Origin of the sequence: Pseudomonas nitroreducens TX1, assembly GCF_000313755.1 — a bacterium.
Taxonomy (GTDB): domain Bacteria; phylum Pseudomonadota; class Gammaproteobacteria; order Pseudomonadales; family Pseudomonadaceae; genus Pseudomonas; species Pseudomonas nitroreducens_A.
This window is the reverse complement of record NZ_AMZB01000137.1, coordinates 14,772-30,938: the sequence shown is the minus strand read 5'-3', so window position 1 is coordinate 30,938 and position 16,167 is coordinate 14,772. Positions and strand designations below refer to the sequence as shown.

General features: G+C 66.0%; 11 protein-coding genes. 6 read left to right on the top strand and 5 right to left on the bottom strand.

Annotation, left to right across the window (positions count from 1 at the left end):
- Nucleotides 1-50: 50 nt before the first annotated feature.
- Entirely contained in the window at nt 51-2,018 is a 1,968-nt protein-coding gene (gene mnmC, locus C167_RS0129555; protein ID WP_026079360.1) for a bifunctional tRNA (5-methylaminomethyl-2-thiouridine)(34)-methyltransferase MnmD/FAD-dependent 5-carboxymethylaminomethyl-2-thiouridine(34) oxidoreductase MnmC, read from the bottom strand.
- Between the two features lie 109 nt (nt 2,019-2,127).
- On the opposite strand from mnmC, the gene pap reads away from it, so the two are divergent.
- Nucleotides 2,128-3,633 carry a polyphosphate:AMP phosphotransferase gene (pap, locus tag C167_RS0129550; protein ID WP_017521929.1) on the top strand — a complete coding sequence of 502 codons (1,506 nt, stop codon included), beginning with the start codon at nt 2,128-2,130 and terminating at the stop codon, nt 3,631-3,633.
- 466 nt (nt 3,634-4,099) lie between these two features.
- On the opposite strand, the gene lapD is transcribed toward pap, so the two are convergent.
- The 4 genes from lapD to C167_RS0129525 form a co-directional block, all read right to left on the bottom strand.
- Nucleotides 4,100-6,055, bottom strand: a complete 1,956-nt coding sequence (gene lapD / locus C167_RS0129545; RefSeq protein WP_017521928.1) for a cyclic di-GMP receptor LapD — start codon at nt 6,053-6,055, stop codon at nt 4,100-4,102.
- Nucleotides 6,056-6,067: 12 nt separating this feature from the next.
- Complete coding sequence (gene lapG, locus C167_RS0129540; protein WP_017521927.1) at nt 6,068-6,769, bottom strand: cysteine protease LapG; 702 nt, start codon at nt 6,767-6,769, stop codon at nt 6,068-6,070.
- Nucleotides 6,770-6,990: 221 nt separating this feature from the next.
- Entirely contained in the window at nt 6,991-7,392 is a 402-nt protein-coding gene (locus C167_RS0129530; protein WP_017521925.1) for a YbaN family protein, read from the bottom strand.
- A gap of 7 nt (nt 7,393-7,399) precedes the next feature.
- On the bottom strand, nt 7,400-7,987 hold the full coding sequence (locus tag C167_RS0129525; protein ID WP_017521924.1) for a YecA family protein: 588 nt from the start codon (nt 7,985-7,987) through the stop codon (nt 7,400-7,402).
- A 209-nt stretch (nt 7,988-8,196) separates the two neighbouring features.
- Between C167_RS0129525 and recQ the strand changes: the two genes are divergently transcribed.
- From recQ to C167_RS0129500, 5 genes are all read left to right on the top strand, one after another.
- On the top strand, nt 8,197-10,341 hold the full coding sequence (gene recQ, locus C167_RS0129520) for a DNA helicase RecQ (RefSeq protein ID WP_017521923.1): 2,145 nt from the start codon (nt 8,197-8,199) through the stop codon (nt 10,339-10,341).
- Nucleotides 10,342-10,619: 278 nt separating this feature from the next.
- Nucleotides 10,620-11,816 (top strand): diguanylate cyclase, encoded by a 1,197-nt coding sequence (locus C167_RS0129515; RefSeq protein WP_051168005.1) that lies wholly within the window; start codon nt 10,620-10,622, stop codon nt 11,814-11,816.
- Nucleotides 11,817-11,913: 97 nt separating this feature from the next.
- Nucleotides 11,914-12,930 (top strand): DUF2804 domain-containing protein, encoded by a 1,017-nt coding sequence (locus tag C167_RS0129510; protein ID WP_017521921.1) that lies wholly within the window; start codon nt 11,914-11,916, stop codon nt 12,928-12,930.
- Nucleotides 12,931-13,037: 107 nt separating this feature from the next.
- Nucleotides 13,038-13,472 carry a transcriptional regulator SlyA gene (gene slyA, locus C167_RS0129505; RefSeq protein WP_017521920.1) on the top strand — a complete coding sequence of 145 codons (435 nt, stop codon included), beginning with the start codon at nt 13,038-13,040 and terminating at the stop codon, nt 13,470-13,472.
- A gap of 291 nt (nt 13,473-13,763) precedes the next feature.
- Nucleotides 13,764-16,004, top strand: coding sequence for a FimV/HubP family polar landmark protein (locus tag C167_RS0129500; RefSeq protein WP_017521919.1), 2,241 nt, complete (start codon nt 13,764-13,766; stop codon nt 16,002-16,004).
- Nucleotides 16,005-16,167: the final 163 nt, after the last annotated feature.

Sequence of the window (16,167 nt, the reverse complement as noted above, 5' to 3'; positions counted from 1 at the left end):
TGGTCCGCTCTGGAGGCTGGTCGCGATCCCATCGATGGACCGCGAGGTGTTCAGGAGTTCTTCTGGCCGCGCACGACGTCGCGAAGGAAGAAACGGTTCGGGTGGCAGGCTTCGGCCACGGCGCGTGGCACGGGCAGCGGTTCGTCGTCGATCCAGGCCGCCAGCAGCTCGCCGGCCAGCGGTGCGGTCACCAGGCCGCGCGAGCCATGGGCGCTGTTCAGATACAGGCCTTCGAGCCAGGGGCAGGGCGTTTCCGGCACCTGGCGCGCATCCTTGCCGAGCACTGCGTAAGCCTGGGCGAAGGCTTCGCGATCCGCCAGCGGGCCCACCAGCGGCAGGTAGTCCGGCGTGGTGCAGCGGAAGGCGGCGCGGCCCTGCAGCATCGCCGGATCGAGCTGGGCGATTTGCAGGCGCTCGGTCAGGTCTGTGGATATCTCCGCCAGCAGGTCGAGGTTGCCCAGGTGTTCTTCCAATGATGGCTCAGTGTCGTCTCGCTTGAATTCGAAACTGGCGCCCAGGGTGTGCTCGCCGTGGCGCGGCGGGGCGACGTAGCCTTCGGCGCAGACCACGGTACTCAGTGCGGCGCTCTCGGCGGTGGCCGGCACGCGGGTGATCTGCCCGCGGATGCGCTTCATCGGCAGCGTCTGGGCCCCGTCGAAGCGGCGCACTTCGGCGGCGGTGGCAAGAATGGCGATGGGCGCGCTGGCGAGTTTCTGCTCGCCGCTCCAGGCGCTCCAGCCATCGGCGTCGCGTTGCAGGCGGACTTCCTCGCCGGTCAGCACGCGGATATTCGAATGCTGCGCGAGATGCCGGCACAGCGCAGGCGGATGTACCCAGCCGCCTTCGGGGTAGAACAGGCCGCCAGCGGGCAGCCCGATGCCTGCGACGGATTCCGCCTCGGCCTTGTCCAGTTGGCGCAGCAGGGTGGCCGGAAAGGCCTCGGCCAGCTGGGTCTGGCGCTGGCTCTCGGCCTCATCGAAGCCCAGTTGCAGTACGCCGCAATCGGACCATTCCGCGCCCTTCTGCAGGCGTTGGATCAGCCGCCGCGTGTGGCCAAAGCCGCTGACGATCAGCCGCGACAGTGCGGTGCCGTGGGCGGACAGCTTCAGGTACAGCACGCCCTGCGGGTTGCCCGAGGCTTCTTCGGCGAGACCCGCATGGCGCTCGATCAAGGTCACCTGCCAGCCCCGGGCGGCGAGGCTGGCGGCACTGGCGCAACCGGCCATGCCGCCGCCGATCACCAGTGCTTCCCGCGCACCTTTGGGTCGCGTAGGTCGACTGAACCAGGGTTTGCCGGCCGGCTGTTCGACGCCGAGGAATTCGCCCTGGGACATCTCCCATTTCTTGCCGAAACCCAGGGTGCGGCGGATCTTGAAGCCGGCCGCGCCCAGCCCCCGGCGGACGAAGCCGGCGCTGGTGAAGGTGGCGATGGTCGTACCCGGCCCCGATAGACGGGCGAGTTGGGCATAGAGGGCGTCGTTCCACATCTCCGGGTTCTTCGCCGGGGAGAATCCGTCGAGGAACCAGGCGTCGATGCGCGCGTCCAGCTCGGGCAGGGTGTCCACCACGTCGCCCACCAGCAGGGTCAGCACCACGCGGCCTGCGGCGAAGACGAGGCGCTGGAAGCCGGGGTTGATCGCCACGTACTGCTCCAGCAGCTGCGCCGACAGCGGCGCCAGCTCCGGCCAGAGGGCGAAGGCGCGACGCAGGTCTTCCCGCGTCACCGGGTACTTTTCGGTGGTGACGAAGTGCAGCCGCGCATCGCTCGGCGCGCGCTCTTCGAACAGCCGCCAGGCGCAGAGGAAGTTCAGCCCGGTGCCGAAGCCGGTCTCGCCGATGCACAGGCGCCCGCCGGCAGGCAGCGCGGCAAAGCGTTCGGGCAGGCGGTTGCCGTCGATGAACACGTGGTGCGTCTCGGCGATGCCCGAGTCGCGGGAGAAGTACACGTCGCCGTAGACGCGGGAACTGGGCTGGCCGTTCTCGTCCCAGTCGATCTGGGCGCTGCTGATGTCTGGCATGAAGGAGGGCAGGGCAGGGAAACGAAGGCGGCAGTTTAGCCGATCCATCGCGCAGACAGCCTGCGTCACTTCCGCTACCTTTTACTCACTTCGAAACAAGGAGAGGTGCATGTTCGAATCCGCCGAGATCGGTCATTCCATCGACAAGGAAACCTACGAGAAGGAAGTCGCGGTATTGCGCGAGGCCCTGCTCGAGGCGCAGTACGAGCTCAAGCAGCAGGCGCGCTTTCCGGTGATCGTCCTGATCAACGGCATCGAGGGCGCCGGCAAGGGCGAGACGGTGAAGCTGCTCAACGAGTGGATGGACCCGCGCCTGATCCGGGTGGAAAGCTTCCACCTGCCGACCGACGAGGAACTCTCGCGGCCGCCGCAGTGGCGCTTCTGGCGGCGCCTGCCGCCCAAGGGCACGACCGGCATCTTCTTCGGCAACTGGTACAGCCAGATGCTCTATGCGCGCGTCACCGGCGAGATCAAGGACAGCCAGCTCGACGGCCTGATCAACGATGCCGAGCGCTTCGAGCGGATGTACTCCGACGAAGGCGCGCTGATCTTCAAGTTCTGGTTTCACCTCTCCAAGAAGCAGCTCAAGGAACGCCTCAAGACGCTGGAGAACGACCCGAGCCGCAGCTGGCAACTGAGCGAGATCGACTGGAAGCAGAGCGAGGTCTACGACAAGTTCGTACGCTATGGCGAGCGCGTGCTGCGCCGCACCAGCCGCGACTATGCGCCCTGGTATGTGGTGGAGGGTTCCGATGAGCGCTACCGCAGCCTGACGGTCGGCCGCACCATCCTCGAGAGCCTGCAGGCCGCGCTCAAGCGCAAGGACCGCCCGACCCCGCAGCCCCACGCCGCGCCGCTGGTGTCCAGCCTGGACAACAAGGGCCTGCTGGATGCGCTGGACCTGAGCCTGTCACTGGACAAGAGCCAGTACAAGGAGCAACTGGCCAAGGAGCAGGCGCGCCTGGCCACGCTGATGCGCGACAAGCGCTTGCGCAGCCACTCGCTGATTGCCGTGTTCGAAGGTAACGACGCGGCGGGCAAGGGCGGCGCCATCCGCCGTGTCACCGACGCGCTGGATCCACGCCAGTACCGCATCGTGCCGATTGCCGCGCCCACAGAAGAGGAGCGCGCGCAGCCCTACCTGTGGCGCTTCTGGCGGCACATTCCGGCGCGCCGGCAGTTCACCATGTTCGACCGATCCTGGTACGGGCGCGTGCTGGTGGAGCGGGTCGAGGGCTTCGCTTCGGACGCCGACTGGCTGCGCGCCTACGCGGAGATCAACGACTTCGAGGAGCAGCTGGCGAACTACAACATCGTGCTGGTGAAGTTCTGGTTGTCGATCGACCAGGAAACCCAGCTGGAGCGATTCAAGGAGCGCGAGTCGATTGCCTTCAAGCGCTTCAAGATCACCGAGGAGGACTGGCGCAACCGCGACAAGTGGGACCTCTATGTAGATGCGGTGGGCGACATGGTCGACCGCACCAGCACCGAGATAGCGCCCTGGACGCTGATCGAGGCCAACGACAAGCGCTATGCGCGGGTGAAGGTGCTCAGGACCATCAACGATGCGCTGGAGGCGGCGTACGGGCGTTCGAAGAAGAGCAAGAAGGACTGAGACGCCAGTCTGCCTTTTTGTAGGAGCGAGCTTGCTCGCGAACCTGATCCAACGCCGGTCCTACGCTCAATGCTTCGGGGCTTGGAGTTACTGCGTCGCTTCGGCGTGCGTTATGAAATCTGGTTTCGCCTCTCGGCGAGTCACTTCTTCCAGACGCCGAAGAAGTAACCAAGAAGGCTTGCCCCTCCATCCGGTTTTTCGCTTCGGCGAAAAATTCCCTCGGTGAAGCGCAGTTTCTGGGGCACGCCACGACGGGCCATCCCTGGCCCATCGTGGCTCTGGCGACATCCATGTCGCTCAACCCCTGAAACTCCGCTTCAACGAGGCCTCCTGAAAGGGGCCGTCCGGAGCGTGCGGATGTTTCACTGGAAGTCCACAAAGACTGAAGCGCAAACCCAAGCCCAGGCAACGGCGAGGCTTTCGTATGAGCGGGCCATGCCTGCGATCCGTCGGCAGGGCCGACGGTCTACCCGCCATTGCGCTGCGACGGCTTCGGCGCCCCGATGAGCCGCCCCATCGCCCCGGCAATCCCCATCTCCCGCAGCACCTGCAGCTCGCCCTCGGTCTCGACCATCTCCGCGATCAGCGGCAGGTCGATGCTGTTGGAGGCGCGGTACATGGCTTCGATGAACAGGCGCTTGTCGTTGTCCTGGTCGATGGCGCGGATGTAGCTGCCGTCGATCTTCAGGTATGCAAGGCCCAGGCGGGTGAGGTTGCCGATCAGGCTGAAGCGCCCGCCGAAGTGCTGCAGGCCCAGCTTGGCGCCGACCTCCTGCACCGATTGGGCGAGTCTCTCCAGCTCGGCCGGTGGCGGCAGGTAGCGTTCGTCCACTTCCAGGGTCATCCGCTGTGCTTCCTGCGGGTGGGCACGCAGAATCTCGAACAACTGGCGCAAGGGTTCGGCACTGCGCACGGTTTCCGCCGAGAGCGACAGCGCCAGTGGTACTGGCTGCTGGGCAAGGTGGGCGAGGGCGTGTTCGAGCATGGCCAGGTCGAAGCGCGCGGACCATCCGAAGCGCTCGATCCACGGCAGGAACTGCCCGGCCGCAATGGCCTCGCCCTTGGGATCGAGCAGACGCGCGAGGACCTTCTGATGCAGCAGTTCGCCGTTCTCGGCGCAGGTGCGCACAGGTTGGAACCACAGCTGCAGCTTGCCCTTCTGCAGGGCGTCGTCGAGCCACTCGCGCCAGGCGCGGGAGTCCTGTGCGGGTTGGCTGCCGGAGCTGTCCAGGCGTTGCCAGGGGCGGTCCGGCGAGGATTGCGACTGCGCCAGCGCCTGGTCTGCTCGGGACAGCACGCTGGCTGCGGATTCGCCGGGGCGGAAGGCCGCCAGGCCGAGGTGCGCCACCGGTTTGCAATCGCTGGCACCGGTGCCGCGCAGGTTTTCCAGTGCGGCGCTGAGTTGATCGGCCAGCAGTTCGGCGCTGGCGCTGTCGACGCCGGGGGCGAGCAGAGTGAATTCGCCGCCGCGGCTGCGCGCGGCGAGCCAGTCCGGGGTGCCGTGGGTTTCGCGCTGACGCTCCAGCAGCTCGGCGACGTCGCGGATCAGCGCGTCGGTGCGCAGCCCGCCCAAGCGCTGGTTGAGTCCGGCGAGGTCATTCAGGCGCAGCAGCAGCAGATAGCCGGCGGCGTTCTGTTCGCTGGGGGACAGTTGTGCATCCAGCCGCGCGTCGAACAGGCGGCGATTGGCCAGGCCCGAGAGGCTGTCCTGGTAGGCCTCCTCGCGTAGCTTCTCGCTGCGGGTGGCCTCCTCGGCGAACAATGCCTTGAGCTTGTCGACCATCTGGTTCATCGCCTGCACCACGCGCTTGAGTTCGGGAGTGCGTGGCTCCTTGGGCAGGGTGAGGAATTCGCGGCGGGTAATGGCGTGGGCCTGCTGCACCATCTGGTCCAGCGGCTTCAACTGGGTACGCAGCAGCCAGCCGCCGAGGATGGCGCTGACCAGCCCGCAGGCCAGCAGCCAGGCGAGGCTGCCCAGTGCGCCGTCCCACAGCTTGGCCAGGGCGAACTGTGGGTGGCTGACCACTTCGACCCGCGCTGCCTGCTCCCAGCCGCGCATGATCAGCGCGTCGCCGCCCTGGGCCTTGAGGTTGACCAGCTTGGCGAACCAGCCCGGCACCTTTTGGTCCTGGGTGTCGCTGTCGCGCTCGACGATCACCTTGCCCTCGGGAATGCTCACCACGCGGATGGTGGCGAAGTAGCCGGAGTCGAAGATCGAGCTGACCATCAGCTCGATCATCGCCGGGTCGTCCACATGCGGGGTGAGCGATAGCCCCAGCGCGGTCGCGGCATCCTGGGCGTGGGAGCGCAGTTGGCTGATCATCTGCTCGCGGGAGCTTTCCAGGCTGGCGGCGAAGCTGCCGGCGAAGGCCACCACGAGGAACAGGCAGATCGCCAGGAACAGTTGCTTGAGCAATGACATGCCGGTTTTCTCCTATCGCGTCTCGTCGAGGTCCAGGCCCTCGGCGCGCATCTTGGTCAACAGGTCCTGCCATCGCGACAGCTTCTTGCTGTCGCCGGTGCGCTTGCCGCCGCCAGGGCCGGGCAGCCACAGCCCCTCGGCGTTGAAGGCGTAGACGGGCAGGAGGTCCTTGCGCTGGGAGGCGGGCTTGATCTGCGGGATCAGGTTGTCCAGCACCAGCGGTTCGGCAGTGGGGGAGGCGTAGTAGGTAAGCACCATGTGCGCCTGGTTCTGCTGCAGCGCCTTGACGTAGGTGATGCGCAACTTGTCGCTGGCGACCCCGAGGCGGCGCAGGGTGACGAACTTGGCGATGGAGTAGTCCTCGCAGTCGCCAGCGCCTTTGTAGAGGGATTCCACCGGCGTCGCCCAGTAGTCCTCCTGACGCCAGACGGTGCGGTCGTCGGTGAATACCAGGGCGCCATTGAAGAACGCGTTGACCGCCTTGAGCTTGGCGGGCTCGTCGAGGCTCTCGCTGTCCTGGATCAGCCGTCCCCAGGACTGGATCCGGCCCTTGCCGGTGCCCAGGTCGCCATATTGCTGCTCGGCGTTCTTCAGGATGGCGTCGAAATTCCAGGCGGCGCCGGCGGTCAGCGCGAGGAGCGCGAGTAGCAGGACGCCGGCCCGCAGACGCAGCGGGCTGGCGAACAGCCTGAGGGCTCCTCGGGATGGCTGCATCGCCAGCGCTCCATGTGGGATGAGTGCAGTCTAGGCGGTCTTCGGGAACTTGCGCTGGCGCATCGCCACCGGGTGCAGGGTCGCGAAGGTAGAGGGGCCGTACGGCGCGTCGGCCAGCAACCGAGTCAGCTGGAAAATGCCTGGCGTTCAGGCCACTCCAGACAATCCCCTCTCCCTTCAGGGAGAGGGTTAGGGAGAGGGTGCTCGCCCAGGCTCAGAACTCAATCCAACCGACGTGTTTTCATTCGGATCAAATAGATGCTCACCAGCGTCGCGCTGGTCAGCATGAACGCCCAGGCCCAGGGGCGCTGAACGACGAAACCGGAAATCAGGATGCTGCACCACATGAGCCCGATGGCGTAGACCTTGCCCTTGAGCGGGATGCCTTCGCCGTCGAGATAATTACGAATCCAGGGGCCAAGTTTCGGGTGGTTCACCAGCCAGTCGTAGAAGCGCTGGGAGCTGCGCATGAAGCAGGCGGCGGCAAGCAGGAGGAAGGGCGTGGTGGGCAACACCGGCAGGAAAATGCCGATCACGCCCAGTGCCACGCTGAGCCAGCCCACGCCGAGCAGGCAGTAGCGAACCCAGGCGTGGCGGCTCTGGCGGATTTGCCGCGCAGGCATCGAACGATTAGTGGGTGCGGGGCTTGAGGAGAGCGGGCTTCTCTTCCGGCGCCTGGCACAGCAGGAACAGGTTGGTCAGCAGCTCCGGGATCTGCGCGACCATGTCATCCACCAGGCCGCGGTCTCGGGCGATCTCGTCGAACTCGGGCTGTTCGTCGAACAGGCCGGAACCGACCATGATCGGCAGCAGCAGCTCACTGACTTCCTCCTCGGCCTGCTCGAACCACACCGCTTCACGCAGGAACACGCCCTCCATGAAGCCGATGCACCAGCCGCGGATGTCGGAGTCGTCCGGCTCGTCGCCCAGGTAGGGCTCGCACGGCAGCTCCAGCTCCTCGTCACCGGCCATCTGACGAATGATGTGCGCCTTGAGCTGGACCAGGGTGGATTCGATCTGGGTGCGCTCTTCCTCGTTGCGGTAGTGCGGCGGCTCGGCGAACAGGGCGTCGATCCACTCGCGCTCCGGGACTTCCTCCGGGCAGATGGCCAGGGCGGTCAGGTAGCCGTGTGCCGCCACGTAGTCCAAGGCTTCCTCGTGCAGGTCATCGGCATCGAGAAAGGCTTGCAGGCGGGACAATTGGTCGGCGAAGGACATCGGGTACTACCTCGGAGGTGATCGGTCCCGAATTGTAGTCTTTCCGGGGGCCCGCGGCAAAAGCGAAATGCCCGTGCAGCCCGCGCCGACGCAGGGCTCCGACGCAGAGCTCGGACGCATGTGACGGATTTTTCCGCAGTTTCCCGGACAAGGTGCCGGTCGCTGGCGGATCGCTTGCGTATAATGCCCGGCTTCATTCGGAGTCCCCCATGCTCGACCAGGCCCAGCGCATCCTCAAAGACGTTTTCGGTTACGACGCCTTCCGTGGCAATCAGGCGCGGATCATCGAGCGCGTGGCCAGCGGCGGTGATGCCCTGGTGCTGATGCCCACCGGCGGCGGCAAGTCGCTGTGCTTCCAGGTCCCGGCGTTGCTGCGCGACGGCCTCACGGTGGTGGTGTCGCCGCTGATCGCGCTGATGGAGGACCAGGTCGCCACGCTGGACGAGCTGGGCGTGCCGGTGGCGGCGCTGAACTCCTCACTGAGCCTCGAGGCCCAGCGCGAGATCGCCGATCGCCTGCTGCGCGGCGAGATCAAGCTGCTCTACCTGGCCCCGGAACGCCTGGTGCAGCCGCGCATGCTGGCCTTCCTGCAGCGCCTGCAGATCGGCCTGTTCGCCATCGACGAGGCGCACTGCGTGTCGCAATGGGGCCACGACTTCCGTCCCGAATACCTGCAACTGGGCCAGCTCGCCGAGCTGTTCCCGGCGGTGCCGCGCATCGCCCTGACCGCCACGGCGGACATGCGTACCCGCGAGGAGATGATCCAGCGCCTGCACCTGCAGAACGCCGAGCAGTTCCTTTCCAGCTTCGACCGGCCGAACATCTTCTACCGCATCGTGCCCAAGGAGCAGCCGCGCAAGCAGCTGCTGGGCTTCCTCGCCGAGCGTCGGGGCGATGCCGGTATCGTCTACTGCATGTCGCGCAAGAAGGTCGAGGAGGTTGCCGAGTTCCTCTCCAACCAGGGCTTCCCGGCGCTGCCTTACCACGCGGGGCTGTCCAACGACCTGCGCGCCTATCACCAGAAGCGCTTTCTCAACGAGGAAGGGCTGATCATGGTCGCCACCATCGCCTTCGGCATGGGCATCGACAAGCCCAACGTGCGCTTCGTCGCGCACCTGGACCTGCCGAAAAGCCTGGAGGCGTACTACCAGGAAACCGGCCGCGCCGGTCGTGACGGCCTGCCCGCCGACGCCTGGATGGCCTACGGCCTGCAGGATGTGTTGCTGCTGCGGCAGATGATGCAGAACTCCGAGGGCGACGAGCGCCACAAGCGCGTCGAGCGGCACAAGCTCGAAGCCATGCTGGCGCTGTGCGAGGAGACCCGCTGCCGCCGCCAGGCGCTGCTGGCCTACTTCGATGAAGTGATGCCCAACCCCTGCGGCCATTGCGATATCTGCGTCGACGGCGTGGAAACCTGGGACGCTACCGAACCCGCGCGCCAGGCGCTGTCGGCGATCTACCGCAGTGGCCAGCGCTACGGCGTCGGCCACCTGGTGGACGTGCTGCTGGGCAAGGACACCGAGAAGGTGCGCAGCGTCGGTCATCAGCACCTGGCAGTGTTCGGTATCGGCAAGTCCCGTGGTGAGGACGAGTGGCGCACGCTGTTCCGCCAACTGGTTGCCCGTGGCTTTGCCGATGTGGATGTGGACGGCTTCAACGGCCTGCGCCTGACCGAAGCCTGCCGTCCGCTGCTGCGTGGCGAGGAGACGCTGGCCCTGCGCCGCGATCCCAAGCCGCAGCGCAGCAAGTCGTCCTCCTCCGGCGGCGCCAGCCCGGCCAGCCAACTGGTGCGCCAGGAAGAGCGCGAGATGTGGGAAGCCCTGCGAACCCTACGGCGCAAGCTGGCGGAAGAGCACTCGGTGCCGCCCTACGTTATCTTCCCCGACGCCACCCTGCTGGAAATGCTGCGTAGCCAACCCACCACGCTGTCCGCCATGGCCCAGGTCAGCGGCGTCGGCGCGCGCAAGCTGGAGCGCTACGGCCACGCCTTCCTCGATGTGCTCACCGAATCGGACAAGGCCCCGGACACCCCGGCCCCGGTCACCGACCTGCGCCACGAGCTGGTGACCCTGGCCCGCGCCGGCATGACCCCGGCGCAGATCGCCCGCCAGCTCGATTGCAGCGAGAAGAATGTCTACAGCCTGCTGGCCGAAGCCATCGGCCGCCAGCAGTTGACCCTGGAGCAGGCGCTGGACCTGCCCGAGGAGCTGCTGGGCGAGGTACAGGACGCTTTCCTCGACGAAGACGGCGAGCTGCCTCCGGTGAGCGCCATCGCCGAGCTGTTCGAAGGCCGCGTGCCGCTGGGTGTTCTGCATTGCGTACGTGCCGCCCTGCAGGCCGAGCTGGAAGTCTGACAGCGAGAAGCTCTTGATCTCGTAGGCGCGGACCTTGTCCGCGAAATTCCTCGGGGCAGGGGTCATATCCGGGTCCCCTGTTCTTGCTTTCGCCCCCGCGCGACCCCGTTCGCGAGCAAGCTCGCTCCTACACGAGTTCATCCTTCAGTGCTGGAGCGTCGGCGGGACTTCGCGGACAAGGTCCGCTCCTACGACGCAGGCGCGACCCGCGCCCCGCTGCACCGTCATATTCGTGACGGAACAAAACGACAAACTTGTGACGCCCGTCCCGAACCGCTATGGTGGCACTTAGACCTCCACGAGAAGAGGTGAGCGTGTCACAACAACAAAGCTGGCTGGACGATGTCCGCTCCAATGCCTACGCCGAGCAGCTCTCCCGGGGCTTTCGCCGCCTGCGTTTCGAGCCCGACCTCGAGACCCAGTATCGCCATTACCTGCTGGAAGACAGCTTCGATCTCAAGCGCACCGCGCTGACCATCGGTGTGCTGATCTGGCTGGCGCTGGCGGCTATCGACTTCCTTCTGATCCGGACTGCAGAACACTGGGAGATGCTCGCCGTCCGTATCGGCGTGCTGGTGCTGCTGACCGTCTGTGGCGGGCTGATCCTGCAGCGCCGGCATATCCATCTGCTGGTGCCGCTGAGCCTGGCCTGCATCCTCAGCGTCGGCATTGGCGCGGCGGCCGTGGCCGGCATCGCCCATACTGTCGACCAGAGCTATCCCTACGAAGGCCTGCTGCTGGTCAGCATGGCCGCCTACTTCCTGATCGGCCTGCGCTTCGCCGAAGCGGTGGGCTGCGCCTCGGTGATCCTGCTGGCGTACGTGGGCTTCGAGCTGTACGCGGGGTTGCCGCCAGCCAAGCTGATCAGCAACGTGGTGTTCCTGCTGCTGGCCAACCTGGTCGGCGCGGTGGGTTGCTACCTGCTGGACTACAAGTCGCGCCAGCATTTCCTCATCAGCCGCCTGCTGAAAGTGATGGCCGAGCACGACGCACTGACCGGCCTGCACAATCGTCGCAGTTTCAATCGCCAGTTGGAGCGCCTGTGGCGACAGGCCCAGCGCGAGAGCGTCGGGCTGGCGCTGCTGCTCTGCGACGTCGACCACTTCAAGGCCTACAACGACCGCTATGGCCACCAGGCGGGCGATACCGTGCTGCAGCGCATCGGCGAGGTGCTTGCGGCCTGCGCCCGGCGCCCGCTGGACATCGCGGTGCGTCTGGGTGGCGAAGAGTTCGCGGTGCTGCTCTACGGCGCCAGTGAGCGCGAGGCCAAGGAGCGCGCCGAGGTGTTGCGCGAATCAGTACAGAGGCTGGGCATCGCCCACGAGGGCTCGCTGACCGCAGACGAGGTGACGCTGTCCATTGGCGTTTCCTGCCTGTGGCCGGAAACCGGCAACCCGCTGCGCAGCATCTACGAACATGCTGACCGGGCTCTGTACGAAGCCAAGGCGTTCGGGCGCAACCAGGTCGTGGCCTGATGGCCCATTCGGTCCCCCGAGCTGGCGCCGTGTGTGACTGCGGGGCGCGTCGACGCGGTGCTAGCATGCGCCGCACTCCGTCACCGAGCCCGCGCCCATGCAGCAGCTGATCCAGCCCAACGGCCAACCGCACTACGGCATCTTTCCCGGCACTCCGGCGACCATCAATTACCGCGACTTCGACTTCCGCTCGCCGATGGGCCGGCGCCTCGGCGCGTTGGCCAAGTGGCGCAGCTTCCATCAGTTCCAGTACTTCGGCCTGATCAGTCCGACGCTGATCGGCGGTTGCGCATTGGCGAATGTGAGCCTGCTCACTATCGGTTTCGTCTACCTCTACCACCCCGAAAGCGGGCGGATGATCGAGCGCCAGTTCAAGTGCCCGCTGGGAATGGGGACGCACTTCTCGCAGGCGCCCGATGACGGCGTCTGCGAACTGCGCCAGGGGCTCAACCTGCTGCGCCTGGAGAACAGCTCCTCGCCCTTCGGAAAGCGTTTGCTGGTCGAGCTGGACGACGGCACCCGCATCGACGCACGCTTCAGCGAGGAGCAACCGGCGTTCCAACCCATGAGCCTCTGCACCCCGACCGCGGTGAACGGCTGGGTCTATGCGCGCAAGGTGGCGGGCGTGCACTGCCAAGGGGAGGTACGTTGCGTGCTGGGCAACTACGACCTGCGCGAGCTGGATGCCTACGCGCACCACGACTGGTCCGCCGGCTACATGCGCCGCGAAACCTTCTGGAACTGGGCCTGCCTGTCCGGCGCGGCGCAGGGCCGGCGTATCGGGCTGAACCTGTCGTGCGGCGTCAACGAGACCAGCTTCACCGAGAACTGTTACTGGCTCGACGGCCAACTGGTGAAGGTCGACACGGTGCGCTTCGAGTTCGACCGCGACCATCCGCTCAAGCCCTGGACCATCCGCTCCTTCGACGGCCAGGTCGAATTGCGCTTCGAGGCCCACGGCCTGCATCAGGAGCGTCTCAACCTCGGCGTGCTGGCGAGCAACTTCAAGCAGATATTCGGGCGCTTCACCGGCGTGCTGCGCCCGGCAGGGCGGGGCGAGGTGCGCATCGAGAATCTCTGGGGCTTCGTGGAGGACCAGTACGCCAAGTGGTGAGGCAAAGCGTCACACCCTGCGACAATCTGTCATTGTACGGGCTTGATTAGCTGGCTAATAATTAGTCAAATCAACTTAGCCGATTCACTTCCGAACTTTGCACGACAATGTCAGATAACGATAAGCACTATTTCGGTACCCAACTGGCCCAGGCTTCGCGTGCCTGGCGGGCCGAACTCGACCGCCGTCTCAGTCACCTTGGCCTGTCCCAGGCGCGCTGGCTGGTGCTGCTGCACCTGGCGCGCCACTCCGCTGCACCCACCCAGCGCGAGCTGGCCCAGTCGGTCGGCGTCGAGGGTCCCACCCTGGCGCGCCTGCTCGACGGCCTCGAGGCCCAAGGGTTGGTCCGTCGCCAGGCTGTCGCCGAAGACCGCCGCGCCAAGCGCATCGCCTTGACCCCCAAGGCAGACGTACTCATCACCGATATCGAGAACATTGCGGCCGCTGTCCGCAACGAAGTGCTCACCGGCATTTCCGAGGAAGAAATCGCGCTCTGTCAGAAAACGCTCAGTCGAATTCTCGGCAATCTCGAGCGAAACTGAGTAATTCATCACGTTATTCGGGTACAGTAGCCATTTTTCTGGCGGTCTCTCGCGGGATCGCTGGCCACTCGCCATCCACCCCTTAACCATTCGCCGGTTTTTCGACGATTTATCTTGACCAAACCCAGCGCAACACCTAATCCGTGATATCAGACGGCCTGTACCCTGCAAGGTACAGAGGAGTGGTGCGTTGCGGTCTGCGGTCCGGCATGGTTCCAGTGTGTGGACAGGTTGAGCCTGCCGCCTTCGGGCGGTCAGGGGAATGGCAGACCCGGACAATGGGATGGGGTTATGGCTCGAATAAATAGAATTCCGCTGACGCTTGCCGCACTGTCGGTTTTTGTCTCCGCTCACGCGAATGCCCTCGGCCTTGGGGATATCACCCTGCATTCCGGGCTGAACCAGCCCCTGGATGCCGAGATCGCGCTGCTGCAGACCGGCGACATGACCTCCGATGAGCTCATTGCGAAACTGGCGAGTCCCGCCGACTACGAGAGCGCCGGCGTCGACCGTTTCGTCTTCCTGCAGAACCTGCGTTTCACCCCTGTGATCCGCAACGGTCGCGGCTACATCAAGGTGGTGTCCACGCAGCCGGTGCACGAGCCTTACCTGAATTTCCTGATCGCCGTGGAGCGCCCCAACGGTCGCCTGCTGCGCGAGTACACCGTGCTGCTCGACCCGCCGGAGTACAACAGCGCCAATCGCAGCGTGGCCGCCAACCTGAGCGCAGCGGCGCCTTCGCGGTCTTCCAACTACCGACCCGACAGCTACCGCGCGGAACCTGTACGCAGCTCGCCAGCACGGCCGCCTCTGCCGGCGGGAGACGGCCGTTACACCACGGTGCGCAATGACACGCTGTGGAAGATCACCTCGCAGCTGAGCGGTTCCGGTGCCTCCCGGGCACAGTTGATGGACAGCATCGTCGCGCTGAACCCGCAGGCCTTCGTCAACGGTGACCCGCATCGGCTGAAGGTCGGCCAGACGCTGGTCCTGCCGCAGGGCCAGCAGCTTGCCGGAGCCGGCAACAGTGCAATGCCTGCTTCTCAGCCGGCTGCTGTCGCGCCTTCGTCCGCAGTCGAGCAGCCCGCCAGCAATGCGCCGGCTGCCGCCACGGCCAGCGCCCAGGCGCCGATCCAGGCGAATGCCGCTCCCGCGGTACCTGGCGGTGATGCCAATCTCGCCAAGGTCGAGGCCGACCTGCTCCTGGCCAACGCCCAGCGCGACCAGATGAACCAGCGCATGGATGCCCTGCAGAAGCAACTGGAATCCCTCCAGCAGGCCTTGCAGAGCCGTGACCAGCAGGTACAGTCACTGCAGGCCGAACTGGACCGCCGGCAGGGCGCGGACGCCGCCGGCAGCGCCCCGGCCACCGTGGCACAGTCGGACAATGCCCCGACCAACGCCGTGCCAGCCCCCAATGGCGTGGCGCCGGCACCGCAGGACGCTGGCGCTCCGAGTGCTGCCCAGCCCACGACCCCGGCACAGGATGCGCAGGGTTCCGGTTTCAACTACTGGCCCTGGGTTGGCGTGGGCGCCCTTGGCGCGCTGCTGGTCGGCCTGCTGTTCGCGCGGCGCAAGCGCGAGGAAAAACCGATCGAGATGTCGCCGCTGCGTGCGGCGGCGCCCGAGCCGGTCAGGCCGCTTCCGCAGGCCAAGCCGCTGGCCGCCGCCGTCGTGGCTCCGGTTCCGGTGCCGCACCCGGTGGTCGTCGCCACGCCCGAGCCGGGCGTCGCTCGCCTGCCGGCGGCCAGCGCGGACAGCCTCGAAGGTGCGGATATCTACATCGCCTACGGCCGCTTCAATCAGGCCCGCGATATGCTGCGCAAGGCTGTCAATGCGGAGCCGAGCCGCCGCGAACTGCGCATGAAGCTGCTGCTCGTGCTGGCCGAACTGGGTGACGTGGTCGGCTTCCATGAGGAAGAGCGCGCCCTGGTGGCGGCGGGCGGTGACCAGAAGCAGATCGATCAGCTCAAGTCCCGCTACCCGGCCATGATGATTCGCCCGGAAGATACATTGCAGCCGCCCACCGGCGAGACCCTCACCGACTGGGACGACCTCGAACTGGGCGAACCCGTGGCCGCCCCCCTGGAGCAGCCCAGGGCCGCGCAGGACCAGCCGGATTTCGCCATGAACCTCAGCGACCTGTCGCTGGACCTGGACTGGGACAAGCTCGACAACCCCTTCGAGTCGCCCAAACAGGGCAAGGCTGCTTCCAAGGCCGCACAGGACGTGCCGTCGGACTTCCGCAGCAACCTGCATGAGCTGCCGGAAATCACCGAGCTGGATCTGGGGGAGCACGGCGAAATGTTCGGCCATGGCCGCAAGGCCCAGGTGGACGAGGATTTGACCTTCGACCTGCCGGACGACATCGGCCACGAGCACGACGAACTGCTGGCCAGCCTCGACCGCGCCCGCCAGTGCATCGACCAGGGCAATCTGGAAGAGGCCTACGGCATCCTCAAGCAGGTGATCGCCAGCGGCGACTCCAAGGCCAAGGCCGAAGCGCGCGAACTGCTGGCATTGATCGCCTGATCCGCAGCCCTAATAAAAAGCCCGGCCGATGCCGGGCTTTTTATTAGGGCAGGAAAATAAAGGGTGGCCATGCCGGCCGTAGCATCAGTCCGTCTGTGGGAGCGAGCGTGCTCGCGAACCACCTCCCTGCAAACCCGTCGGCAAACGCCGTTCGCGAGCGAGC